Origin of the sequence: Pseudobdellovibrio sp. HCB154 (assembly GCF_046267985.1) — a bacterium.
In the GTDB taxonomy this organism is placed as follows: Bacteria; Bdellovibrionota; Bdellovibrionia; order Bdellovibrionales; family Bdellovibrionaceae; genus Pseudobdellovibrio.
The window spans coordinates 2,368,507-2,393,344 of sequence record NZ_CP176530.1 but is presented as its reverse complement, the minus strand read 5'-3'; the positions used below and the strand labels follow the sequence as shown (position 1 = coordinate 2,393,344).

Genomic DNA, 24,838 nt, shown 5'->3' with positions numbered 1-24,838 from the left:
CACGGCACAAATCGTGCTTAATAAACCGCTGTGGAATGGCTACAGCGGCTCAGACAAAATTTACGCTCAATTAAATGGGATAAAGCAAAGGGCCTGGTCGCAAAAAGTTTTAAGGTCAGTATCCTGCTCGTGGTTTTTTTTGAAGTGATCCCCAATCTCGGGGAGTTTTGGTACACAGCCCGCGAAACCCGAAAAGAGGCCGTAAGTTTTGCCAACCAAGAAGCGAGTAATCTTTTACATCTGGCTTCGTATGATTACGAACGGGTCTTAGAAAAAGTAGAACAGCTTTTAATGGTGTTAACAGCGGTGCCGGAACTGAATGATCCAGCGTCACCTCGTTGCAGCCGCTTTTTAGATAAAATTCGCCTGCAATACCCAATTTATGCCAACTTAGGTGTGATCGCTTTAAACGGCGATGCCGTTTGCAGTGGAGTAGATCTTAAAGCAAAACTTAATTTAAGTGATCGTCTTTATTTTACCAAAGTTTTAAAAAACAAACGCTTTTCTATCGGCGAATTTCAAGTGGGTCGCATTACCGGTAAGCCTACGGTGAATTTCGGTTATCCGCTTTTTGATGCGCAAAAAAATATTCGTGGCGTTTTATTCGCGGCAATTGATTTAGAAGTCTTAAAACAAATGACCGTTAAAGCCGGGCTTCCGATGCAGGCCAGTTTTTTTATCTTAGATCAAAACGGAAAATTTTTAGTGCGCTACCCACATTCAGAAGAAGCCACAGGGCATGCCATTCAGGATCCCAGTATTTTAGCCAAACTTAAAATGGGTGGAGAACAAATTTTTGAACTTGATAAAATGTATGCTGCTACTAAGTTAACTTCTGATCCTGAAGCGGGGGCTATTTACATTGCGGTGGGCGTTCCTAAATTCGTATTTCTATCAAAGTTTGATACCATTTTAAAAACAAGGCTTTGGCACGAAGGCCTATCAACATTTATTCAGGTTCTTTTTGCCTGGGCTGCGGGCTTTTTATTTTTATGGCAACTCAAAAAATTAGATAAAGCGGCCACTAAAATCAAAGAAGGTGATTTAACCGCACGAACTAATCTCAAAGCGGGTTTTGGTGAAATTGAAAGATTAGCCGCAACTTTTGATAACATGGCGGCACAAATCGAAGCTGAAAATAAGCGACTGCAGTTTTTATCTGAATCAGCAAAACACCTTTGCGAAATGGTTTCTTTACAGGAACGTCTTTATAAAGTGGCCGACATTGCGATTATGTTTTTCTGTGACAAATGTTCAATTCAAATTAAAGACGAAAAAGAAGTCGTGGCTAAAACCAGTGAAGGGCCAGCTCACGCTAAAATAGAAACGCCAGTGATTGTTTTTGATAAGGCTTTAGGAAAAATTATTTTTGAAAATGACCAACGGCCTTTTGAAAAATATGACTATGCTGTGGCTGAAGATATTGCGACTTATATAGGCTTAGTAGTTGAAAATACGCGTCTTAAACGACCGCTGCCAGAAAAATTTCAATTATGAAATTAACCGTAAACTTACACCATTACGGCCATTTTGTTTAACGTTGTATAAAGCTTCATCGGCATCGTGAATTAACTGATCAAGACTTACTGAACCACGCGGTAGTTCCTGTGTGACCACGCCAACGCTGACTGTGACTTGTAGATTTTCAGCGATATTTGAAAAGTTATATTTCTGAATATGTAAACGAATGCGCTCAGCCACTTCGCGGGCGGCTTCTGCTCCGGTAAAAGGTAAAATAGCTAAGAACTCTTCACCACCAATACGGCCAATCATATCTTCTTGGCGCAGGGAATTGCGGCCGATGAAAGCCACTTTTTTAATAACTTCATCACCAACAGCATGACCGAAAGTATCGTTAATCTTTTTAAAATGATCGATATCAAAGATAACAACAGACAGGGCTTTATCTTGGCGCTGGCAAGTGTTTAACATTTGTTTGCCATATTCGATAATATGACGGCGATTTGGAATCTTAGTCATTTCATCTGTTAAAGCTAAGGCGCGCATAGCACGAGCCATTTTGATTTGTTTGATCGTAAAGATAACGCCAAAAATTAACAACCCAGCGGCTAAAGCTAAGGCCAATAACTGTAAATTTTGAACACGTTGAGAATTCGATAATTCTTTTTGTAACATTTCAACATCAAACAGCGCATTCATGCGGTTTAATTGTTCGTCAGCTTTCATTTTAAATAAGCTATCTGAACTTTTCTTGAGTTCACTTATAGATTCAAAAGCTTGTTTCCATTGCCCAGTGCTTTCAAAAACTTGACTGCGGGCTTGAAAGATATCTGAAGCCAGTTGTTGTGAAAAAGACTTGGCGTTTAATTCTTCAGCCTTAGCTAAACTAGCTAGCGCTTCTTTAGGCTTTTTCATTAAGGTATAAGTTTTTCCAAACTCTAAATGCAGCTGCGCTTGTGATTTAACAAGATTCTTTCGTTCTAGTGTACCTAAGGCATTAGAAAGATGTTTTAAAGCCTCTTCAGGTTTTCCGATGCTGTTGTAAACACCACCTAAAGCTCTTTCAACCACAGCAAGGCTTTTTTCATTTTTCATCTCGCTATGAATTTTTAAAGAATCATTTAAGTAGTCTAGGGCTTTATCGTATTTTTTTAAATCTTCGTATCTACGACCGATGTTATAAAGCACGACCGCGATATTTCTATTTTTACCCAAGCTTTTATTTTGCGCTAAAACTTCTTCAAAATACGTAATGGCTTTTTCATTTTCGCCCATACGTCCGTAAAGAACAGCAATCGAGTTTAAAGTGATTCTTTCTTTGTGCGCTAAATTCAGCGAAGAAAAAATCTGCTTAGCTGAAGTCAGATGTTTAAGGCTCGAAGAGAATTGATTTTTAAAAGATTGGATTTGCCCAAGCTTAAGATGAGCCTGGCCTTCAACTTCGCGAAAACCTTCGCCACGGCTTTCAGAAAGAGTTTTTATTAATTCAGTTTCAGCTTTAACAGATTCGCCAATACCTTCTAACGCAGAACTGCGGCAAAGACGCATTTTTAATCCTAGTTCGGATTTAATATTTAGTTCGCTGAGAACACGTTCACTGATTTTTAAAGCTTCGCGGGGATCGTCGTTATCGACTAAAATTTCGCATTTAAGAATATTCTTACGTAAATGAACGTCGATTTCAGTTACAGGAATTGTTTTATCAATAGAAGCTAGTAATTCAAGACTGGCTTTTGGATTATCGCCAGCTAACTCGTCAGCACTTTCTAAAATTTTCAGGGCCGCTGTGCTTGAAGCAAAAGCTGTAGAATTAACCCATAAAATAAGACTGACCAAGAGAGCAAAACGCATGACTTCTTGTCGGTGCGGGGGTAGGCCATCTTTAAATTAACACGAACAAAAGAGTCTCAGAGTGAAACACTCTGGACTCTTTTTAAATCTAAGACTATTTGATTGAGTTCATTGAGAAAGGTTTGTGGTAGTTTTGTAAAACAACACGCATAACACAGTTCGTACCAGCACATTTTTGTAAGATGATATCACAGCTTTGCTTTTGTGCTTGTCCTGTCACGTGATCAACTACAACAAGCGTACCTGTTGTTTGCAATTCTTCAGTTAATTCGCTAGCAAACATTTTTGCGTCCGAAGAAAAAGCACTTGTTGTCGCTTTATCAAAAGTTAAGATCATATCTTGAGTGTTGTCGTTCCCCACGGCGCGGATTCCTTTAATCGTTTCAGGCATGTATTCCCAAACTTTAAGATCTAAAGATGTGTAAGAGTGATTGATTGGGGCTGCTGGAACTAGTTTTGCCGTTAATAAATCATTACGACCAGATTTCGACCAGCCTGTACGATCGTTCATGTTGCTTTGATTGTTAAAAATATGGCTTTTATCAAAAGTAATAAAACCAATGCGCCCAGCTTCTTGAGCATCACCTTTACATTGATACTGAACAGTGACCGACACTTTAACTTGTTCTTCGATTTTATTAAGTTCTTTTAAATAGTCATTGGCCATAACTGTCTGTGCTGTCATAAGTGATAGCAAAGTAAGTGCGATTTTGTTCATAATTTTACTCCTCGTATTAATTTTTTATCTCTGTGTTTTTTAAATAGTTATTAATCGAATCTTCAAAGCGGTTTACATACCAACCCATAAAATTAACCTGTGGGTCACCACCGCGAACCGTAGACATATAAGCTCTTTGGTATTCATCACCTAAGTTATAGAGTGTCGTTGTAAGACCTGGATTTTTGCTGATATCAACTTGTGCGATCTGTTTATAAACATTAATCGACACATGGGCCATAGCTGCAATGTACGCCAACATTTCTTTGTTATTAAAAATAACTTGAAACGGCGTTTTCATATCTGTCAGATTAAATTTTTTGTAGCTGTAACCTAAAGCTTTTGTTTTTTCGACCACGAGGTCATTCACGCTCCATAATAAGAACGGCTGAATTTGGCCTAAACCAAATGTGCCTTGGCCTTTATTTGAAATTTGATAAAACCAGAAAATAAAATCACGGTTTGATCCGTTAGCTAGGTAACCTGATTTGTGAAGAATGCAGCGCCATTTCCAGTAATTAGAAATATTTAAACTCATGCAGCCTGCCGTCGCTGGCTCTTCAGAGATCATCTTCATACGCGCCGACATTGTTTTAAAGTCTGACTCGTTAAACATTTTAGCAAAACTATCTTGAATTGTTTGATCAATAGCGCCGTTAAAAGAGTTTTCACCAATGATCGGGCCAAGAATATGCATCGGGTGAATGTTAAAGGCTTTGCCTAATCTGATTGATTCAGCAATCAGACCTTGTTCATTTAAAGCATCTAGGATTTTTGGAATTTTATTTTTACCCAGTGTTAAGGCAAATTCAGTTTCGCGACCTGATTTTAATAGAGCTTCCCATTCACCATTAAGAACTGCGCGTGAATACACACGAAGACGGGCCACTTCAGGAATTTCAGTCATGCCCGCATTACCTTTAGGAATCACGCGAACCTTTTGTGATTCGGCCTGATTAAATTTTTGATCTAGTTCTGTATACAACGACAGAGGTGCTGCAATAGTCGCAGTGCTTGTAAAGGTAAACAAAACTAAAGGTAAAAGGCGATGAGTCTTAAACATGCCTTTTACTTAGCGAGCAATGTGCCACAGCTGAGATGGCGTTGAAACCATTCAGCTGTTCACTCGGGTAAAAACAGCGTCTAGGGTTTTGACACTAAGACGACTACTGCGCTAATTCGCAAATTAAACCTGTCATTGGAGAAGAGTCACCAAGTGTTAACTCGCCTGAAGAATTGGTTACTGATAGTTTTGACGGAACAGCGAAAGCTACGAAAGTAAATTCAGCCTGAATGCCATTATCCGTATTTTCCAGTGAGCCTTCTGCACGCCCAGAACTTTCAGACACTGTGGGAAAAGCTCCTTTGTATTCTTCTCTGAAGTGAAAATCACCTTGCGTGTTGATTTCAATACGAGTCGTTAAACGGGCGTATTCTCGCGTGCAGACAAGATCACCAGCTGCGGCATTCGCTGTGACTGTAGAAAAAGCTAAAGCTAAGGTTAATGCATAAGCGTGAAGTTTCATGAGGTTCTCCTTTTTTTATTTTTCTATAAAAAACGTAGCGAGATAATGATGATAAATAAAATAATTAAAACAAGATTTTGTGATAACTTAGATTAATGATTCAGAATGAGAAAAGACCATTAAATTGACACAAAATAAAAGATTCTCATAGTGAGTCGCTCTAGAGCTGTTAAAATTACTTTAAAAACAGGACTACAGCGGATCTAGTTTAATTTTTCTGCAGTTAACACCGATAAGTCTAGTGTGAACAAATGGCTGAGGCACGTTTATTGTTTTGTGTTGGGAAGCATCTTATTGCTTTCTCTTTCTGCCTTTGCGATCAACGGACGAACAACGTACCAAGCTAAAATCTATAAGCCTGATGGACTGCCTCTTGAAGCAGTCAGCGTTAATTTTCGGTTTACAGTTTTAGATCCATCTTCATCTTGTGTCTTATATATAGAAGATTATGCTGCCGTGAATATGATCGGCAGTGGTGGCTTAACTTCGTTTAGCTTAGGTATGGGCGCACGTGCTTACCCTGTCAGTGGGCCTGTGACCTTTGCTTCAGTTTTTGATAACTCAATCCCATCATTTGTGTGTCAAGCACCGGGCGTGTACAATCCAATCTCTACAGATAATAGAAAAATCGTAATGCAGTTTAACGAAGGTAATGGTTGGCAAACCTTACCAGCGATGGCGATTAACTCAGTTCCTTACGCGATGTATTCTGCTAAAGCGCAAAATGCCCAATCACTGAATGGTAAAGCCGATACTTCGTTTGTCGAATATTCAACTTTAGCAGCATTGAATTGCCAGGCCAATGAAGCGATTAAATTTAACGGCGTAAGTTTCGGTTGCATCGCTGTCGGTGTGGGAAGCAGTGGTATTTCAAGTGTTACAACAAGCGGTACAGTGCTAAGTACGACAGGCACAGCAAGTGCGCCTGTGATTTCTATTAATGTCGCCTCGATGTCGAGCGATGGTTATTTAACTTCAGTTGATTACGCCGAGTTTAAAGCAAAACTTTCTGCAAGTAGCACGCAGATTGTAAACACTTTAGGTTATACCCCTGTAAGTGGGGCTGCGGTTAATTCACAAATTCAAGCTTCGCAGCTATCCGGTGATGTGAGCGGAACAGTTTCGGCAAACGTTGTGCAAAGTGTTGGTGGTAAAACAGCTGCGCAAATTTCAACAAGTGTGAATGACACGTTGGCGGCCACCGCTTCAGCAACAGCCGATACAATCGTAAAAAGAAATTCCTCGGGAAATATTACTGTTACTGATATTTATGCCAATGCAGCTAAAGTTAATTACGTTGATATCTACAGACCTAGTACAAGCTTTAACATACGTCTAGTGGCGCCAACAAGCTTGGCTGCAAATTACACTTTAGTGATGCCAGCCACTAGTGGCTCAGTCGGACAAGTTTTATCAACGGATGGTTCTGGAAATTTGTCATGGATTAACCCATCGACCGGAAGTGTGACAAGCGTCAGTGCTTCAGCGCCACTGTCTTCAACGGGCGGAGCTACGCCGACAATTTCTATTTCGCAAGCGACATCTTCGACGAATGGTTATCTATCAGCGAGTGACTGGACTACTTTTAACAACAAACAACAGGCGACCAGTGCAGCCATTGTTGCTACACTTGGTTACACACCAGCTAACGCTTCAAGTGCTACCCAATGGACAACGAATGGTTCACATATTTTCTACAACACAGGCAATGTAGGTATTGGGGTTTCTAATCCAACCGCGACTTTAGAAGTTTTAACCGGAATGCGCACAGGGACTCCGGGAGGCGGTATTGTCGCATTGGGCGATGATAGCAATGCTTACTTGGAATTTCGTGAATTCGATAATAGCGGAACACCTTATGTTGATTTTGTGAATGATGCATCGACTGATTTTGACTTTCGCTTTCTTTTAAGTGGTGACGATACTTTAGAAATGTTAGGTGGTGGTGTTGGTATCGGTATTAGGCCAACCGCTTTATTAACTTTGGCTGGCGGAACTTCTTCCGCAGCCTCATTAAAATTTACTTCGGGTACGTTGTTGACTTCTCCGCAATCAGGCACGATGGAGTATGACGGTATTAATTTTTATTTAACCGACGGTGCGAATCAGCGCCGCATGATTGCTACGGGTTCTGCACCGGGATCAATTGATAACGCGACAAATATAAATTCGACTTCAAATATCACAATGACTCCGAACGCAGGATCAGTTGTGGTATCGGCAACAACACCATCAACAAGTTCTAACAACGGCGCTTTAGTTGTTAAAGGTGGTTTGGGAGTCGCTGGAAATATCAACGCTGGTGGAAATTTAAATGTCAGTGGATCAACAGTGATTGATGGTTCATTAAGACTTTCAGGTTTTACAAGTGGCAGTGTGCTCTTTGCAGGAAGTAACGGTGTTGTATCAGAAAACAATGCAAAATTTTTCTGGAATGGCAGCCGTTTAGGTCTTGGAACTAACACGCCATCAGCTTCTCTTGAAGTAAAACAAACTTCGGCCACGGTCAAAATCACTTCAACAGATGGAATTAGCCCAACAATTTTATCCACGAATAATAATGGTCTTTTTAATAGTATTTTTGGATCTGAAGGTATCGCTGGAACTACATTTACCGACAGTCTGACTTTTGCAACGATCGTTGGCGCGGGGTCAGCGGTTCCCTTGCAATTTGCGACAAATGGATCTGTTAAAGCGACGATTCTTGCAAATGGTAATATGGGGGTTGGTACGACAAGTCCAACTTCGAATTTTGAAATCAATGGAACAACAATAAGTAACGGGCAGTTTAGAATTACAACTCCGCAAGATGTGGCTTCCGCAGCTTCGTTATTTATGCGATTTAATGATGTCAATGGCTCGGCCGCTTATTTAGGTTTTGGCGGTACAGCGAATCAGTTTCAAGTTCACAACTACAAAGCAGGGGCTATCACTTTTGCTACAAATAATACTGAACATATGCGCATAGATGCTGTTGGTCATGTCGGTATCGGTACAACTGCTCCAACAACACCATTACATGTAGTGGTTAGTGGTGCAACTGGCTGGAATTCAGTCATGAAAATTGAAACAACAAATGCCAACACTCATCCATTAATGATGTTTAGACACGGTGGCAATGATACAGCTTATGTCGGTTTCGGTGGAGGCATTGGTACAGATAACGGCTTTGGTTTACACAATTATCTTAATGCTGATTTAACACTTGGTACAAGCAGTACCACGATGATGACTTTTAAACCTTCTGGAAACATCGGGATTGGAACAGGTTCTCCAGTCACAAAATTAGATGTGCGCGGCCCGAATGGAAGTCCATCGTCATACACAAGTGGAACAATTGCGATTAATGGCGGCGGCGTTGCGGCCTTACTCTTAGGTACTGATGATACAACAGCCAGTGCCGAATATGCGTGGATTCAATCACACGGAACACGCCCTCTATATATTAATAAAGTTGGTAACAATACTATTTTAAATTCTAACGGTGGTTCAGTGGGTATTGGCACATCAAATCCAACCACACGTTTAGAAGTGGCCGGTGGTGATGTTAATGTACCGACAGGTCGAGTGATGTTTAACTCTAACACCCAGACAGGTACTGCAGGTATTGCCAGTACTGATGCCGGAGCTATTTTCGGTGAACATGATGTAAATTCTGAAGTCAGCCGTTTAGTAATTGAAATTTTTGATAATGTGAATGATCAAATTATTTTACGCACCAACGCGCCATCAGGTGGATCAAATGTTGATATGGTGAAAGTGCAGTACGATCAAGTGGCACTTGCGCCGACAACAGGTAATGTCGGTGTCGGCGTAACGATGCCAACTTCGAAATTACATGTGAATGGTGGTATTAAACAACCGAATCTAGGACAACTCTGGGCGACCTTTGATGGAACAACTCGTATTGCTTCAATGCCCACATTTTTAACCGATGCCTATATGAATACACATCAAGATGAAGTTTTCACGTGGCGTGGCCCTTCGCCAAGTTTGAAAGATAGCGTAGGTTGTAATTCGGGTCCGAATGGCAATTATATGTTTTCAAATGCTGAAGCTCAGTGGAATGGAACTTACCGTTTAATTATTGGCAAAGTGAATGCGACAAATATGGTTGAAATCCAGTGGTCAGGTTGGGGAGTAAACTTAGTGGATCCTTCATTTGTCATAGTTAATACCAACAGCTATCAAGGGTTAGTGAATGCGACACTTACTTATTCCGGCGGAAATTGGACAGTTGAGCATATGCAAGGGCAAGTCGGAGTCACGCCGTTTTCGTGTCATTAAAATTTAGTTAAAAACCGATCAAAATTCTCATTTCGAATCACATAAAAAAATAATTTTTTTCTTAAATATTCCGAAGCAGTGATGGATTTTTCACTCTGAGCCGATAAGAAATATGTGAATTGTAGGACGTTGGTGCACGCCATTTTTTTCGCTATGGTTTTTCTGTTAGAAGCTTTCGCTTTTGCAGCGCCATTTCGCACGACCTATCAAGCTAAAATTATTAAACCTGATGGCCAGCCGTTACAATCTTCTTCCGTTAATTTTAAATTTACGATTTTAGATCCGGCAGCGACTTGTGTAATTTACAGCGAAGATTACGCCGCCGTGAATATGAATGACAGTGGTGGCGTTGTGGCATTCTCACTGGGTGCAGGTATTAGATCATTTCCAACCAGCGGAACCGCTTCAACATTTTTAAATATTTTTGATAACTCGACACCGTCATTTTCTTGTCAAACCTTAGGTGTGTATATGCCCACAGCAAACGATGGGCGAAAAATTGTGATGCAGTTTAACGATGGCACTGGTTGGCAGACGTTACCAGCGATGACGATCAATGCAGTTCCTTATTCGATGTACGCCGGTAAATCTGAAAACTCAATTCAGCTTAACGGAAAATTCGATACAGCGTTTGTGCAATACTCTTCGCTTACGGGATTAAACTGCCAAGCGAACGAAGCTATTCATTTTAATGGCGTAAGCTTTAGCTGTTTGGCTGTGGGTGGTGGTTCAGTCACCTCAGGAAGTGTGGTCACAGCCCTAGGTTACACTCCGGCTGATGCTGCTAGCTTTACAACACTTTCAAATTCATTAAGCACAGCAGCCACAAATATTTCATCAGTGTCATCAACACTTGCCAGCGTAAGTTCAAGTGTGTTTTCAGTTTCATCAACGGTTTCATCACTTGCGGGAACTGTTTCGACTTTGCAAACTTCAATGGCGGCAAGTTTTGCTTCGATCACAAGTTCACAATGGCTTACAACCGGAGCTAACGTAAGTTATAATTCTGGCAACGTAGGTATTGGCACATCAGCACCAACTTCAAAATTAGAAATTTCAAATGGGCCAGCGCCATTAGCTGCTAACTTTGATGCGATTCAAATTTCTGGATACAATGGCGATTGGGGATATCCGGTTTCTGCCAGCATCGGGTTAAATAAAACTCATTGGGGAAACAGCTACGGTGAAGCGATGGAGTTTCGCTATTCATCACCAGACCCTGGTGTGCTTCCACCGCAGTATATATTTCGCGGAACATCGACCACGACAGATATTTATTTTAATGATGGTGCTGTCTTTGCTAAAACACTTTTATTAAATGACTATCTTCATGTAACTCGTAAAGACACGACACTTCCAGCAACATTTTTAATTTTACCAGCGACCAACTATACAAGTTATGATTTCTGGCAGGTGCACACGTCACTTGGCACAAGCTTTAGTATTGGTGCTGTTTCAGCAGCGGGTGGAGTTGATGGTTATTACGTAGGTGTAACGTCAGGTTCATTTCAAATTAAAACGGCCAATCAAAGCCGTATGATTGCGACAAATTCTGGATTAGTTGGTATTGGTACAACAACTCCTGTTACGCGTTTAGAAGTTTCAGGTGGGTTACGCATTAGTATGGAATCAGCCTCTTGCACGGCAAGTTTTGCAGGTACATTACGCTATAATTTAGGAGATGTTGAATACTGTAACGGAACAAGCTGGCAAGCTTTCGGCACAGCCGGGGCGGTGACTTCAAGTTCAATCACTTCAGCGTTAGGTTATTCACCCGTTGATCCGGCAGTGATTGCACCGACTGTCACATCAGCCACTATTTTAACATTGGCGATTAATAATTTAACGACGTCGATGTTTAATCTTTCAACTTCAGCGACCACAATGAGTACGTCGATTGATGCTCTGACAGCTTCAATGGCTTCTGTAGTTTCTTCGCAATGGGCGACATCAGGTTCTACAATTAATTATATGGCTGGCAAAGTAGGAATTGGTACCCAAAATCCAACGCAGCTTTTAGATGTTTCAGGAGCAGATCAAAACAGTCAAATTTGGATTCGTAATACAAATTCAACAGCCGGACGTTATCCTGGAGTTGTTGCGCAGAATTTCAGTGGCGCGGTTGGCGGATTTCCAGCGTTCAATGTTTTAAACTCACGAGGGACCAGTGCTTCACCAGCTCCGGTTCAGAATGGTGATGTGTTAGGGGCCATTGTCGGTGGCGGAAATTATAACACCACGCCTTCCTATACAAATGCAGCGTTAATTGAATTTATCGCGACCGGAAACTATTCGGCAACAACAACACCGGCGGCCATCGCATTTCTTACAACGGCTTCTGGTTCAATTACCGCAACAGAACGTATGCGTATTGATTCTTCTGGTAAAGTCGGAATCGGTACAAACAATCCTTCGGCAGAACTTGATGTCATGACAGCCAACGGGGGGTATGTTCGCGCCGGTGCTGGTGACGGGCATCTTGAAATCGGAAGTGGCAACGATGTTTCTTCGTATATTGATTTTCATGGTCATGCAAATTTAGGCGCGGATTACACCGGTCGTATCGAATACAAAGACGGTCTTGGATTGGGATTAGTTGTAAATGGTAATGTGAATCCTTCGTTTTATATTCAAGAATCAACGGGCAATGTCGGAATCGGTACGGTAAGTCCTACAGCCAAACTTTCTGTGCGTGGCACACGACAAAGCACAATTACACCGGCAAATTCTATTATGCAAGTTGGTGGCGATGATGTCTTTTTATATATGGGTGCCGGTAACGGTATTGGCAATCCTTATCCGATTATGCTTCAAGCGATGCGTGATTCAGATAGTGCTGCATTTCCGTTAGTGTTTAACCCGAATGGTGGTAATGTTGGTATCGGTACAAGTGCTCCCGCTGCAGCTTTACATGTGGCTGGTAGCGCAGGAATTGTAATTACCGAAAGAAATTCAGCCGATGGTTTTGGAGCGCACCATGTTTTTCAAAAATCTCGCGGTTCTCCAGGGGCGCCATCAATAACTTCTTCGGGCGATGAAATCACTACTCTATGGGCACGTGCGTACGATGGTTCAACTTATCAAACAGCAGCGCGTATTAAAATGTTAGTTGATGGAACACCGGGTGTAAGTGATACACCTGGTCGCATTGAATTTACGACAACCCCAGATGGCTCTTACACAGAGCAAACACGTATGGTTATTAAAAATGATGGTTTTGTCGGAATCGGAACAAGCACACCAACACGTAAGCTACATATTAAAGATCAGTATCCGTATTTAGCCTTTGAAGATACTGAAAATGCCAGTGGAAGTGTTGGGACAATCACTTACAATCAAGATGGTAATTTTTATTTTGATGCCGATAATCCTGATACAGGTACAAACGCTGGATTTATGTTTAGAGCCAACGGAGGTACCAAACAGTTCATGACGATTTTAAATTCAGGTAATGTCGGGATTGGCACAACGGCTCCGGCCGCTAAATTAGATATTTTCGGCGCAACTTATTTTGCGTCTCGTAAAGGTTACGCGAATTACTACAATGTCGGGCCATATGATCAGATGGAGTTCGGTGCTATGGGTGCAAATACATCACTGAGTTTAGTAACAAGTGGTGTTTCACGCTTAAATATTACACCAGCTGGTTATGTCGGAGTAAATACAACGGCACCAAATACCAATCTGCAACTAGGACCGAGTGGTTATTTTGGTATTCCAGCTAATGGACACCCGTATATTCCGGGAGCCTGGAGACGTGGTAACGGTGGTGGTATTATCATGGCTAATTCAGAAAACTCAGACGGTACCGGTTGGGCGTACGGTTCACGTATGGTAAATCACGATTACGGAAACGGATTAGCATTATCATTTGATGCTCTTCATAATGGAACTTGGATGAATGATGTTCTGGTGGTGAGCGGTCGAAACGGTGTAGGCCATGTCGGTGTTGGCACAGCCTTACCATCAGAAAAGCTTCATGTAGTAGGTAATTTGCGAGTGCAGGGTTCAACAGATTGTACCTTAGGTAATGGTGCTGGTGGTACAAACTGTTCATCAGATGCGCGTTTAAAAGAAAATATTAAACCAATTCCCTACGCTTTAAAAAAAGTGATGTCTTTAAAAGGCGTTGAATTTGATTGGAATGAAAGATCATTGAGCCACGGCCGTCATGATATTGGTGTAATCGCTCAAGATGTCGAAAAAGTTTTTCCGACAGCTGTGATGAATGATAAAAATTCAGGTTATAAAAAAGTAGATTACGCTGTTTTAGTTGCGCCGCTGATTCAAGCGTTTAAAGAATTTTATTCGTCTGCGATGAATCGTTTTGAAAAACAAGATCGTCAAATCGCTTCAAAAGCTGAGAGTGCCGAAGTGCAAGCGCTAAAAGTAAAAACAGAAAAGCTAGAAGCTGAAAATCTTCAGCTTAAACAGCGTAACGAAGCAATTCAAACTTACCTTTGTAGCCAGAACCCTTCAGCTCCATTCTGTAGATAAACCGTCTTATTCTGAGACAAAATTGTTGCGAAAACTGCCCCGGAGCAGTGATGAAGTTTTCACTCTAAACCGATAAGATAGATGTGAATTGCTGGACGTTAATACGTACTATTTTTTTTGCCGTTGTTGTTTTATCAGAGGCGTTGGCCTTTGCAGGTCCGCTGCGCACAACCTACCAAGCTAAAATTATTAAACCTGACGGGCAGCCTTTACAATCTTCTTCAGTTAACTTTAGATTCACAATTTTAGATCCAGCGGCAACGTGTGTGATTTACAGCGAAGACTACACGGCGATTAATATGCATGACAGCGGTGGTGTGATGGCTTTTGCACTAGGTGCCGGCGTCAGATCTTACCCGACGAGCGGAACCGCAGCTACTTTCTCAGCTGTTTTTGATAATTCGACACCGGCCTTTTCATGTCAAACAATGGGTGTGTATTTACCAACTGCAAACGACGGTCGAAAAATTGTGATGCAGTTTAATGATGGAACCGGTTGGCAAACCTTACCTGCGATGACGATCAACGCTGTTCCGTATGCGATGTACGCAGGTAAATCTGAAAACTCAATTCAGCTGAACGGAAAAAATGATACTTCTTTTGTAGAATACTCAACCTTAGCATCGTTAAACTGTTTAGCGAATGAAGCTATTCATTTTAACGGAGCCAGTTTTAGCTGCCTGGCTGTAGGCGGCGGTTCAGTAACTTCGGGTAGTGTGATTACTGCTTTAGGTTATACTCCGGCCGATGCGGCAAATGTAACGTCGGTTTCTTCAACTGTGTTTTCTGTTTCCTCAACGGTTTCATCATTAGCAGGTTCTGTTTCAAGTTTACAAAATTCAGTAGCTGCAAGTTTCGCAGCGCTGGCAAATTCTGGTGTGCAATCGTTAAACGGGTCGGCTTCAGGCACGCAGACTTTCGTAACCGGAATTACCGGAACTGTTTTTAATATTTCTTCTGTGAATGGTGTTCACACTTTTAATATTCCGTTAGCAGCTTCTGGCTCTGTGACCGCAGGTCTTTTATCAAATGCAGATTATTTAAGTTTTACTAATAAAATGAATGCGACAAGTAGCTCGGTCATCTCGGCTTTAGGTTACACACCAGTGGCGAGTGGTTCGCTGACAAGCTCACAATGGACAACATCAAATTCAACTATTTATTACACTTTAGGCAATGTCGGCATTGGCACTAGTGCCCCCCTGCATACACTTCATGTTGAAGGTGATTTGTTAGTTAACGGCGGCGCTTGGGGCGCTGGAAATTCGCTGAATGTTTCGGGTGCAAGTACAAGAATGTTTTTCTATTCAAAAAAAGCTGCGTTTCGCGGTGGTTACGTCGGCGGAACTGAATGGGATGACGCCAATATCGGTGAAGGTAGTTTTGCCTTTGGTGCAAATTCTCCTCAAGCTTCAGGTTTTGGATCTATAGCCATGCATGGTGGATATGCGACAGCTGATCACACTATTGCCATCGGACATTATGCTCAGGCGACAGAATATGGAGCCGTAGCATTCAACGAAGGGCAAGCACACGGAACCCATTCAACGGCATTTGATTCCAGTTATTCGACAGGCTATTACAGTTTTGCAGCTGGCAGTAGCAGTGCTTCAGGAAGCCATTCCATCGCTCTTGGTTCCAATGCTGAAGCGGATGCTGATTATGCAGTGGCTATTGGAGCTGGTTCGCGCGCTTATTCTTACCGCTCAACGGCACTGGGTGCTTACAATGTCCCAATCGCGGGGAGCAATAATTCGTGGGTTGCAACGGATCCCTTACTTGTTGTTGGTAATGGTATCTCGAACGCGTCTCGTTCAAATGCGATGACCATTTTAAAAAATGGTAACATCGGTGTTGGTTTAACAGCGCCAACAGCGAAGTTGCATTTAGTTTCAGGAACAGCTTCAACAGCTCCATTAAAATTTACTTCAGGTACATTACTGGCATCACCTCAATCAGGCACAATGGAATATGATGGTGTGAATTACTATGTAACTGATGGCAATAATATCCGCCGAACGATTGCAACCGGGTCTTCACAGGGAAGTATTGATAACGCTTCTAACGTTAACTCTACAGGAAATATCGTAATGACTCCGAATAACGGAGCAAACAGTGTTATTGTTTCTTCGACGGTAGCCTCTACTTCATCAAACACGGGAGCCATTGTTGTTAACGGTGGTTTAGGTGTTGCTGGAAATATTAATGCCGGTGGTTCAATCCAAGGCACATCGGTCACAGCCACTAGCGGAATGATTTCTCCGTATATTGCGGGATCTGTTGTTTCAGGTGGATCACTTACATTAGATTCGACAACTCACACAAATAAAGGAAATATTTTACTAGCTCCTAACGGTGGTAACGTGGGAATTGGTACGAATAGTCCTAGTCAAAAACTTGATGTGCGTGGCGGGATTATTCGGTTAGCGAATGCTGACTGGGTGGCTTCTACAACAGGAACATTTCTTGATTTATCAATGGGCGCCTCTTCAGGAAACACATATTCTTCAATACAAGCGTACAATGATGGTGGCACGAATGCCGGAAAATTAGTTTTAAATCCAACGGCAGGCAATGTTGGTATTGGTACGACAAATCCACTAGCTCCACTGCATGTGAATACGAACTCCACTGTGAATGGCGCAATCCCTCTTTATGTTTTGCAGCCTAATCTGGTCACGACCGGATCATCGATTATTAAATTCGGTGTGAATACATCAGCAACTTACAATGTAGCTGATTTAAGATATTATTATGACGGAAGTGGCTCTGCCTTAAACCGTTTTGATGTTGGTTTTCAAGGAACTGGTTCGATGCTGTCAGTTCGTGGTGATGGCAATGTCGGTATCGGCACGACAAATCCACTAGAAAAATTAGTTGTCGGTAATCATGGTGTTATCGCGCATGATGGTGGTCACAAAGCGATTGGCTTTAACACAGAATATGACGCCGTAAATTTATGGAATGCTCAGGCGGCCGGAGCTTATTGGGGTGCTTTTGTTTTTAATCCAAATACTGGAAATTTAAATTTTGCCTCGAACTCTGCCAGTGGTGGTACTGAGACTAATTCTAAAATGAGCATCACTGGAACTGGAAGTGTGGGGATCGGAACTCCAACTCCAGTTGCGAAGTTACATATCGTGGATAGCTCTACGGATATGCCAAGAAATTTAGTTGTTGATAATTATATAGCTGGTGGCGGACATGCCGCACAAATCTGGGGAAGAACAGCCAGAGGAACAAGTTCAGCTCCGACGGCAACACAGGCCGGCGATCCGCTTTTAAACATTATTGGTGGAGCTCATGATGGTACTGCATTTAACGAAGTAGCCCACATTCGCATCTTAGCTGAAAGTAATCAAACACCGACAACGCAAGATAGTTTTATCGAGTTCACGACAAAAGCGGGAACTACGCTAAATGAACGTATGCGTATCACAGCTGCAGGTCATGTCGGTATTGGAACAAATACGCCGGCGTACACATCTGCTCCAGGAAGAACTTATTTAACTGTCAAAGGTGTCAGCGATGCAGGTGTAGTTGAACTGGCATCAGGCTTTTCGGATGCTGCCGGAAATGCAGTTGGTCTGATTCAGTGGACTGATATTAATAACACAGCAACTCCTACTGATCGCCGAGTGGCGACGATTCGTGTAGAAACAGAAGGTACAACGGCGAATAACCGCGGTGGTATGATTCGTTTTGCAACTCATGCTGATGGTAATCTAACAGGTGGAACCGTTGATCGCATGGTAATTAATTCTTCCGGTAATGTCGGTATCGGAACACTTACACCGAACAAAACATTAACTGTTATGGGTGTATCTAACACAGGTATTCGCCTTGAGGGAACTTCAGGAAATACACATATTGATTTTACTGAAGGCGGCGCTTTGAAATCGGCTCTTTACTGGGATATGGCAAACCAGAAAACCATTCTTCATAGCGGAGGAAACCCACTGGCGATTAATCCAAGTGGTGGTAATGTTGGTATCGGTACTTTAACTCCAACTTATCCTCTGCATATCGAGAGAAATACAAATTTTAGTACCTTATTAAAAAACACCGGAACGGGTGACCAGTGTACAGGTATGATTATGGATAATACCTCGGATTCGTCTTATGCCAGTTGGATTCACACATGTATACAATCTAATATTCCAAGACTTAAATTAGGAGTGATGAATAAATCTTACGGGTGGCTTTCAAATCCCTTTGAAATTGATCTAAGAGCTCCAAATGGTGCGCTTTACCTAAGTAATGCTGGTTATGTTGGTATCGGTACAACGACTCCAGCTTATAACATTGACGTTACTGGCAGTGCTTTGATTCGTGGTGGTCCAGCCCACAGTGTGGCGGCACCTAGCTACGGAGGAACATTTTTTAGTTTTGATGGTGGAACTAATACCGCTGGTTTATGGTCGGTGAATAACACCACTTCGAATTTTGCTTTTTACACTAAAACCGGAAACACCGATGCAGGCACAGAAAGAATGCGTATTACAGATACAGGCCGTGTCGGTATAGGCACTCCTACTCCAGGTTACACGCTGGATGTTAACGGCGACCTTCGCATTACCGGAACTCCGTATCGTAATGGCGGTGATGTGGGTTGGACTGTGCCGTCAGATCGTCGCTTAAAAGATATCACCAGCGATTATCAACGTGGTCTTAAAGAAATTACGAATTTAAATATGATTAAGTTCCGTTATAAAGAAAATAATCCTAAAGGAATTAACTCTGAAGAAGAATACACCGGTGTGATTGCTCAAGAAGTGCAACAGCAAATTCCAGAGGCGGTGAAAGAAGATAAAGACGGCTTTTTATCACTGAACACAACACCGATTTTTTGGGCGATGATCAATGCCATCAAAGATTTGTATAAAGAGTTTTTAGGACTTAAAGACGAACAAGTAAATCAAGCCCGTGAGATCGCTTCTCTGAATCAGAAATTAGAAGTTGAGAACGCGAAGCTTAAAGAAGAAAATGCAGCTCAGTCTAAAGAGTTGCAATCTGTTAAATTTTATCTGTGTGCTAAAGATCCTTCAGCACCATTCTGTAAATAATTAGTCTTAAGGAAGTGCTCGCTTTTTATTAAACGCATTCACTAAAGCTAAGACGATAATTGCACCGACGACAGCACCGATAAATCCAGCTCTTTCGTTAGGGCCGTAAATTCCAAAAGCTTGGCCGATAAATGAACCAACGAAGGCTCCGATAATACCTAAGATTGTTGTCATAACTAATCCCGATTTATCATCACCTGGTTTTACAAAGCGGGCGACAAGGCCCACAATAAAGCCAATAATCACCGTCGCAATGATTCCACGTTCTTCCATTTTGACTCCTTTGTTTGCGTCATAGTTTTTTATGCAAAGGCGGGAGCCAAATGGAATGGGGCAGATTGGTTCTTTTTAAACGCGGCTTCGAGTTAAAAAAAGAACGGGCACAGCCAAAATCGGAAGACTTGTTAATAACACCACTAAGACAGCTCCGACCGGAAGATCTAATTTATAACTTAGAATCATTCCTAACAGACTAACCACAGCTCCTAACAACCAACCAAAAAGAAGTCTTTTGGCAATGCTGGTCGCAAATAACGAGCTTAAAGCCGCAGGTACAATTAAGAATGAAAATACTAGCAATACTCCGGCAATCGACGTTGATGAAGTAATAACCACACCGAATAAAGCGTAAAATAAAAAATCCCAGAACCAATGGCCGTGCTCACTGTGAAATGAATTTCGTAAAAACTTATCTCTGAATTTCCAGTGAATTACTCCGACAACACTGTAGATTAAAAAAGTTTTTAAAACATCGCTCCAGGTTACCCAAAGAATTTGGCCGATTAAGGCTTCTTTTAAATGTTCAGCCCCATGAGCGAGTTTGTCGATAACAAGCACCACCGCTGCCGAAGCAAAAGCATAAGTAATACCAATTAAAGCTTCTTGCGGAAGCTTTTTTTCAAACCTACGGGCCATGGCAAAAATAGCCGCCGCGATAAATGTTCCAGTAAGAGCTATGAAGTAGCCCGTTGAAGATTCATGTTCAGGGTCCCACAGTAAAGCTACGGTCGCTCCAAACGAGGCGACCTGGGCTAAGCTTAAATCAACAAAGACAACTCCACGTGCCAGCACGTGAAGTCCTAAGTAACAGTGAATCACAACTAATAAAAGACACATTACAAATGGGGCTAATAAAAATTGTATGGCATCCATATTATTTTACACTTTCGATAGCTTTAACTAATTGCTCTGTGACATCTTCTAAGCTTTTTAATTGTGGCAAAGAATCAACAGCGATTCCGATAGAAACTACTTTTGCTGTTGGTGCTTCTTTAGCAATGCGTTCGGCAATCTTAGTATCAAAAAAACTATCTACCAAAATTAATTTGGTATTTTCTCTTTTTACCGTATTGATCACTGAAAGAATATGCTGTGCTGATGGTGGAATACCAGGTTTTGCTTCGAGATGAATCGGCACTTTTAATTCAAAGCGATCCATAAAATAATTCATAGAAGGGTGGTAAGTCACAACAGTTTTTACACCTGAAGCTTTAATACGCGCTGTCCAGTCAGCCATTTTTTTTGTAATGGTTTCGTGATATTTTTTGGCGTTAGCCTGATAGACTTCTTTATTGGTATTATCTAAATCAGAAAGTTTATCGGCGATTTTAAAAGCTAACTCGCTTCGGCGAATGGGGTCTAAAGTAAAATGCGGATTTCCGTCGGGATGCACATCACCCATAGCTCTGGTGACTGAGCCCATCGGTTTTTCAATCGGTGTGATTAATGATCCAAGATCCATGTAACCTTTTGAGGCGACAGAAATTTTCGGATTACGGGCTCCTTTAAGTAAAGTCGGAAGCCAACCCACTTCTAGAGATAAGCCATTTGCAATCACTAAATCTGCATCACGCATTTTGACCATAAACGAAGGTTTTGCTTCGATATAGTGGGGGTCTTGCGACCCCTTTGCAATTTGCGAAAGATTAACCTGATCGCCAGTAACGACACTAACTAAAGCAGCAATGTCAGCCGTTGTGGTCACCACATTCAGCTTCGCTTGCGCCCAAGGCGCCGCCGCGAAGATGAACAGGTAAAGTAAAATAAACTTCATAATTTATCCTTTAGTAGGCGTGTGCGGGATGGGCACCGATACTGTAATTAAATTGCAGAAGCACACGTTTTTCGTCGTCAGTTGCGCCGTCATTGAGTTGATCGTACTGAAGGCGAATACCTGAAAACTCTGAAGGAATATAACCAACCAAGATAGATTGTTTTTTCTGTTTTTCAGGAAGCGGTTCAAGGGCTGCTGGGTCTTGCTCTTTGAAAGTTAATTCTTCACCACGAACTTGTAACCACCAACGACGGGCAAACTGGTATTGAATCCATGAAGCAAAACCTTCAGCGTTTTCTTTGAAGTCTGTTCTAGTTTGTTTACGTTGTAAAAATTCTGTCGACCAAATTAAGGCTGTTGATTCGTTTTTGCGCCATTTAAAAGTCACATCCGCACCGGCTAAATTTGTTTTTTCTTCGTCGATATTTTTACCGCTGGCACCAGAAAGTCCCAGTTCAAAGGTTAATGTATCGCTTAGATCCCAAAGATTTTTAAAATGACCGACCATAACAGTGCTGTTAGCAGCATTTGAGCCAAAATAATCTAACCCTTCAGCGCGGCCAGAAATACCTTGCACCGTAAATTCAGAAAACCACGATGTCGGAAGTAGAGCAGACGCTGATAAACCCACATCGTTTAAACCTTCATCACCTAAAAGATATTGATTGGCCAAAGGAGCATCGACAAACGGAAAGGCATGCGTGTGAAGTGTGTTGTGTTTACCAAAAGCGGTTTTAAATTTACCGACTTTAACAGTCACAAAAGGTAAATCCATACTTTCAGCAAAAGCCTCTTCAGGTTCAAACACCCATTCACGTGCCGGTGGGGTTACGCTGTCGTCGTATTCTTGATGTAAAGCAAAGGTGCTGATAAAGCGCCAGTAAGGGTCAACATCGGCTGAAAATTGCAATTCAGCTTCTTGCACCGCTAAACCATTTGGACTTTCAACGTTAGCGTCGTTTCCGCGGTTTGAATTCTGATAAAGAAAAAGGGTGTTAATGCCAATATCAGGGTTAAAAGAATTACCGCGTGATCTTAATTTTGAATCTGTGGCGGCCTGAGCGAATAATTGTGATGAAAATAATAAAATAGAAACAAATAGTTTCATGAAAAAACTCCGTTAAATAATTAAGTAAAATTAAAATTAAAGAATAGATTTGATTCTAAGCAACCGGAGGAGCGCGGGCTTGGTGATAGCTATTAGGGCTATTTGAAATCCAGATTTGGACTTTTAAAGAAATAACTTTATTAAAATTTAAATTAACTGCCTGAGATGCGGTGTTATCCGTAATGAACGGGGCCGAATGTCTGATGGAAAGAAGTTGTAAAAACTTACAATGCTCGTGGCTTTCGTGAAATTCAACAGTGGTCGGATCTTCGCTCGCGTGGTGAACAACAAATTCTGGTTCACAATCTGTTTGAGATAAAAAGTGAGTCAGTTCATGAACCTGTTGCGTAAAAATTTGCGCAACGACAAAGCTGAAAATTAAAAAGAATTGCAGAAACTTTTTACTCACTGAAATTTAGATACCACAGTAAATCACGATATGAAAGGAAGCGCCGCTTCAGTTTTAACTGAGCCCTTTAATCGTCATGTAAATTCCTAAAATTAAAATTAACCCAGAAACTGCACGTTTAAAAACTCTTTCTGAAAGTCTTTTTAAAACCAGCATCCCGAATACCGTGCCTATAAGCACGAAAATCGTAGATAAAATTAAAAAACGTGATTGTTGAAAAACTTCAGCACTTTGAGTGGCCAAATAAACAGGCATTCGCGCCCCATCAACGATTAAGCCGACTGCTGTGGCCGTTGCGATAAAGGTATCGCGACTTACATTAAAGCCAAGAAGGGCTGCCGCTCTAATCCCGCCTTGATTACCGACTAAGCCTCCTAGTAAACCAGAAAGGGTTCCCATAAACCAAGCTGTCTTATGTCCGAATTTAAATTTTTCATTTAATCCAGAGGCGCCAGTGAATCCGGCAAACATTAAAATAAGGCCAAAGATTAAAGTTAATGCGGTCGGATTAAAAATAGCATTTAATATCGCGCCGATTAAGCCACCGATGGCACTTAAAATTCCGAAGTGCAGTAACACCTTTTTATCTATATGTTGGCGAATCATCCAAAATCGTAAAGCCGTCGCAAAAAGGTGAGGGATAGAAACTGCGGCAACCGCCACTTTTGTGTCTGCATTTAAAGCTAAGATCGGTGTTAAAATACTGCCTACGCCAAAACCCGCTACCGAAGCGATACCACCAGCCACCAGAGATCCAAAAATAACTAATAAATCAAAATTTTCCATACTTAACCTTGTTTTTTACGCTTATTAAATGCTTTTGTAAATGGTGATTCCCATGGGCGAAGACCAATCACTAAACCGAATTCAAAAGCGTTCGGGTGATTGCGGTGAAGTTCAGATTCAGTGACTAAATCTTTACCAAGCTGTAATAATTTTTGTTTTAATTTTTGCGGATCACCGGGAATAAACGTCAGATTTAAAAACGTGAAGAACTCATCGTTATGCGTGAACTTCGTATCGAAAAATTTTGTTTTCATTAAGCCTTCAAGATGGGTTCCTAAAGGGCCATCTTTTCTAAAGCGAATTTGCCCTGAAAATTTTCTTTTGATGCGGTTTTTGGTTTGCACTTCAATCAGGTCCCATTTTTCAAGAAGATTTAAGATACGAATATTCGTCGCTGCCGAAATTGTATAGTCACGCACAATTTCTGTGGGATTAAAACCTTCTGCAATCAGTAAAAAATAGTGAAGGGCTTCGGGCTCTTTAACTAATTTGTTTTCTTGATCCGGAGTTAAGTAATAAATGTCAGAATTTTTTTGAAATGGAATCTGCTGTAAGAATTCTCCCACCGGAATGTTCATCAGCTCACACGCACTTTCAATTTTAGATAACGAAATATCTTCTGAGGCCATAATTCTTTTCGTACTTGAAACAGAAAGCTTCCAATTTTTTGCTAAATCGATGTAAGTAAGACCGCGCAGTTTTAAATGTGACTTCAGGCTTTCTATAATTAAAGACGTGTTTGATCCCATATGTAAACATTGCCTTATTGCGAGACGTTCGGCAACAAGAAGTATCGAAAAATGATACCATTGGGTGTGTATAATAATACTTTAAAACTCGCTCTTTAATTCAGTCCATGGCTGGACGATACTGGATGCAGGAGATTGTTATGAAAAAATGGCTTACATACTTAAAACAGGCATTCTTTAAAACAAACACCACAGATTTTTACTACTTTGATGAAATGAAAAATTTTGAAGAACAAGAAAACCTTCGTCGCACAGAATATCTAAGATCATTCTCTAAAGCGGCTTAGAAGGCTTCGCACGAGTGACAGAATTCAGAAAAAACTGTCA

Annotated in this window: 16 protein-coding genes; 5 read left to right on the top strand and 11 right to left on the bottom strand. The window is 41.4% G+C overall.

What is annotated here, in order from left to right; all coding sequences use genetic code 11:
* The first annotated feature begins 144 nt into the window (after positions 1-144).
* Entirely contained in the window at positions 145-1,497 is a 1,353-nt protein-coding gene (locus ACKWCF_RS11545) for a cache domain-containing protein (RefSeq protein ID WP_409477744.1), read from the top strand.
* Here ACKWCF_RS11545 and ACKWCF_RS11540 read toward each other — a convergent pair.
* The 4 genes from ACKWCF_RS11540 to ACKWCF_RS11525 form a co-directional block, all read right to left on the bottom strand.
* Entirely contained in the window at positions 1,492-3,312 is a 1,821-nt protein-coding gene (locus ACKWCF_RS11540) for a diguanylate cyclase (RefSeq protein WP_409477743.1), read from the bottom strand. The genes ACKWCF_RS11545 and ACKWCF_RS11540 overlap by 6 nt on opposite strands.
* Positions 3,313-3,406: 94 nt before the next feature.
* Entirely contained in the window at positions 3,407-4,030 is a 624-nt protein-coding gene (locus ACKWCF_RS11535; RefSeq protein ID WP_409477742.1) for a hypothetical protein, read from the bottom strand.
* Positions 4,031-4,046: 16 nt separating this feature from the next.
* Positions 4,047-5,093 carry a DUF1402 family protein gene (locus ACKWCF_RS11530; protein ID WP_409477741.1) on the bottom strand — a complete coding sequence of 349 codons (1,047 nt, stop codon included), beginning with the start codon at positions 5,091-5,093 and terminating at the stop codon, positions 4,047-4,049.
* 103 nt (positions 5,094-5,196) lie between these two features.
* Positions 5,197-5,556: a hypothetical protein gene (locus ACKWCF_RS11525; protein ID WP_409477740.1), complete on the bottom strand. Its 360-nt coding sequence runs from the start codon at positions 5,554-5,556 to the stop codon at positions 5,197-5,199.
* 294 nt (positions 5,557-5,850) lie between these two features.
* Here ACKWCF_RS11525 and ACKWCF_RS11520 point away from each other — a divergent pair, with 294 nt between their 5' ends.
* From ACKWCF_RS11520 to ACKWCF_RS11510, 3 genes are all read left to right on the top strand, one after another.
* On the top strand, positions 5,851-9,843 hold the full coding sequence (locus ACKWCF_RS11520; RefSeq protein ID WP_409477739.1) for a beta strand repeat-containing protein: 3,993 nt from the start codon (positions 5,851-5,853) through the stop codon (positions 9,841-9,843).
* A gap of 153 nt (positions 9,844-9,996) precedes the next feature.
* Complete coding sequence (locus ACKWCF_RS11515; protein ID WP_409477738.1) at positions 9,997-14,340, top strand: tail fiber domain-containing protein; 4,344 nt, start codon at positions 9,997-9,999, stop codon at positions 14,338-14,340.
* An 83-nt stretch (positions 14,341-14,423) separates the two neighbouring features.
* A complete protein-coding gene (locus ACKWCF_RS11510; protein ID WP_409477737.1) occupies positions 14,424-19,406 on the top strand; it encodes a tail fiber domain-containing protein in 4,983 nt (1,660 codons plus the stop codon).
* A 6-nt stretch (positions 19,407-19,412) separates the two neighbouring features.
* On the opposite strand, the gene ACKWCF_RS11505 is transcribed toward ACKWCF_RS11510, so the two are convergent.
* The 7 genes from ACKWCF_RS11505 to ACKWCF_RS11475 all read right to left on the bottom strand — a co-directional run bounded on the left by ACKWCF_RS11505 (position 19,413) and on the right by ACKWCF_RS11475 (position 24,511).
* Positions 19,413-19,679: a GlsB/YeaQ/YmgE family stress response membrane protein gene (locus tag ACKWCF_RS11505; RefSeq protein ID WP_409477736.1), complete on the bottom strand. Its 267-nt coding sequence runs from the start codon at positions 19,677-19,679 to the stop codon at positions 19,413-19,415.
* Positions 19,680-19,754: 75 nt separating this feature from the next.
* Positions 19,755-20,558, bottom strand: coding sequence for a metal ABC transporter permease (locus tag ACKWCF_RS11500; RefSeq protein ID WP_409477735.1), 804 nt, complete (start codon positions 20,556-20,558; stop codon positions 19,755-19,757).
* A gap of 1 nt (position 20,559) precedes the next feature.
* The gene (locus ACKWCF_RS11495; RefSeq protein WP_409477734.1) at positions 20,560-21,459 is read right to left on the bottom strand and encodes a metal ABC transporter substrate-binding protein; all 900 of its coding nucleotides are present in this window, start codon (positions 21,457-21,459) and stop codon (positions 20,560-20,562) included.
* A 10-nt stretch (positions 21,460-21,469) separates the two neighbouring features.
* Entirely contained in the window at positions 21,470-22,567 is a 1,098-nt protein-coding gene (locus ACKWCF_RS11490; protein ID WP_409477733.1) for a hypothetical protein, read from the bottom strand.
* Positions 22,568-22,622: 55 nt separating this feature from the next.
* The gene (locus tag ACKWCF_RS11485; RefSeq protein ID WP_409477732.1) at positions 22,623-22,976 is read right to left on the bottom strand and encodes a hypothetical protein; all 354 of its coding nucleotides are present in this window, start codon (positions 22,974-22,976) and stop codon (positions 22,623-22,625) included.
* A 54-nt stretch (positions 22,977-23,030) separates the two neighbouring features.
* The gene (locus ACKWCF_RS11480) at positions 23,031-23,762 is read right to left on the bottom strand and encodes a sulfite exporter TauE/SafE family protein (protein ID WP_409477731.1); all 732 of its coding nucleotides are present in this window, start codon (positions 23,760-23,762) and stop codon (positions 23,031-23,033) included.
* A gap of 2 nt (positions 23,763-23,764) precedes the next feature.
* Positions 23,765-24,511 carry a hypothetical protein gene (locus tag ACKWCF_RS11475; protein WP_409477730.1) on the bottom strand — a complete coding sequence of 249 codons (747 nt, stop codon included), beginning with the start codon at positions 24,509-24,511 and terminating at the stop codon, positions 23,765-23,767.
* A 140-nt stretch (positions 24,512-24,651) separates the two neighbouring features.
* Here ACKWCF_RS11475 and ACKWCF_RS11470 point away from each other — a divergent pair, with 140 nt between their 5' ends.
* Positions 24,652-24,798, top strand: a complete 147-nt coding sequence (locus ACKWCF_RS11470) for a hypothetical protein (RefSeq protein WP_409477729.1) — start codon at positions 24,652-24,654, stop codon at positions 24,796-24,798.
* Positions 24,799-24,838 lie beyond the last annotated feature (40 nt).

Excerpts from the sequence above, each read along its gene's own strand:
- ACKWCF_RS11500 (WP_409477735.1), bottom strand. The coding sequence starts at position 20,558 with ATGGATGCCATACAATTTTTATTAGCCCCATTTGTAATGTGTCTTTTA.
- ACKWCF_RS11495 (WP_409477734.1), bottom strand. The coding sequence starts at position 21,459 with ATGAAGTTTATTTTACTTTACCTGTTCATCTTCGCGGCGGCGCCTTGG.
- ACKWCF_RS11525 (WP_409477740.1), bottom strand. The coding sequence starts at position 5,556 with ATGAAACTTCACGCTTATGCATTAACCTTAGCTTTAGCTTTTTCTACA.
- ACKWCF_RS11505 (WP_409477736.1), bottom strand. The coding sequence starts at position 19,679 with ATGGAAGAACGTGGAATCATTGCGACGGTGATTATTGGCTTTATTGTG.
- ACKWCF_RS11530 (WP_409477741.1), bottom strand. The coding sequence starts at position 5,093 with ATGTTTAAGACTCATCGCCTTTTACCTTTAGTTTTGTTTACCTTTACA.
- ACKWCF_RS11535 (WP_409477742.1), bottom strand. The coding sequence starts at position 4,030 with ATGAACAAAATCGCACTTACTTTGCTATCACTTATGACAGCACAGACA.
- ACKWCF_RS11490 (WP_409477733.1), bottom strand. The coding sequence starts at position 22,567 with ATGAAACTATTTGTTTCTATTTTATTATTTTCATCACAATTATTCGCT.
- ACKWCF_RS11515 (WP_409477738.1), top strand. The coding sequence starts at position 9,997 with ATGGTTTTTCTGTTAGAAGCTTTCGCTTTTGCAGCGCCATTTCGCACG.
- ACKWCF_RS11480 (WP_409477731.1), bottom strand. The coding sequence starts at position 23,762 with ATGGAAAATTTTGATTTATTAGTTATTTTTGGATCTCTGGTGGCTGGT.
- ACKWCF_RS11470 (WP_409477729.1), top strand. The coding sequence starts at position 24,652 with ATGAAAAAATGGCTTACATACTTAAAACAGGCATTCTTTAAAACAAAC.
- ACKWCF_RS11540 (WP_409477743.1), bottom strand. The coding sequence starts at position 3,312 with ATGCGTTTTGCTCTCTTGGTCAGTCTTATTTTATGGGTTAATTCTACA.
- ACKWCF_RS11475 (WP_409477730.1), bottom strand. The coding sequence starts at position 24,511 with ATGGGATCAAACACGTCTTTAATTATAGAAAGCCTGAAGTCACATTTA.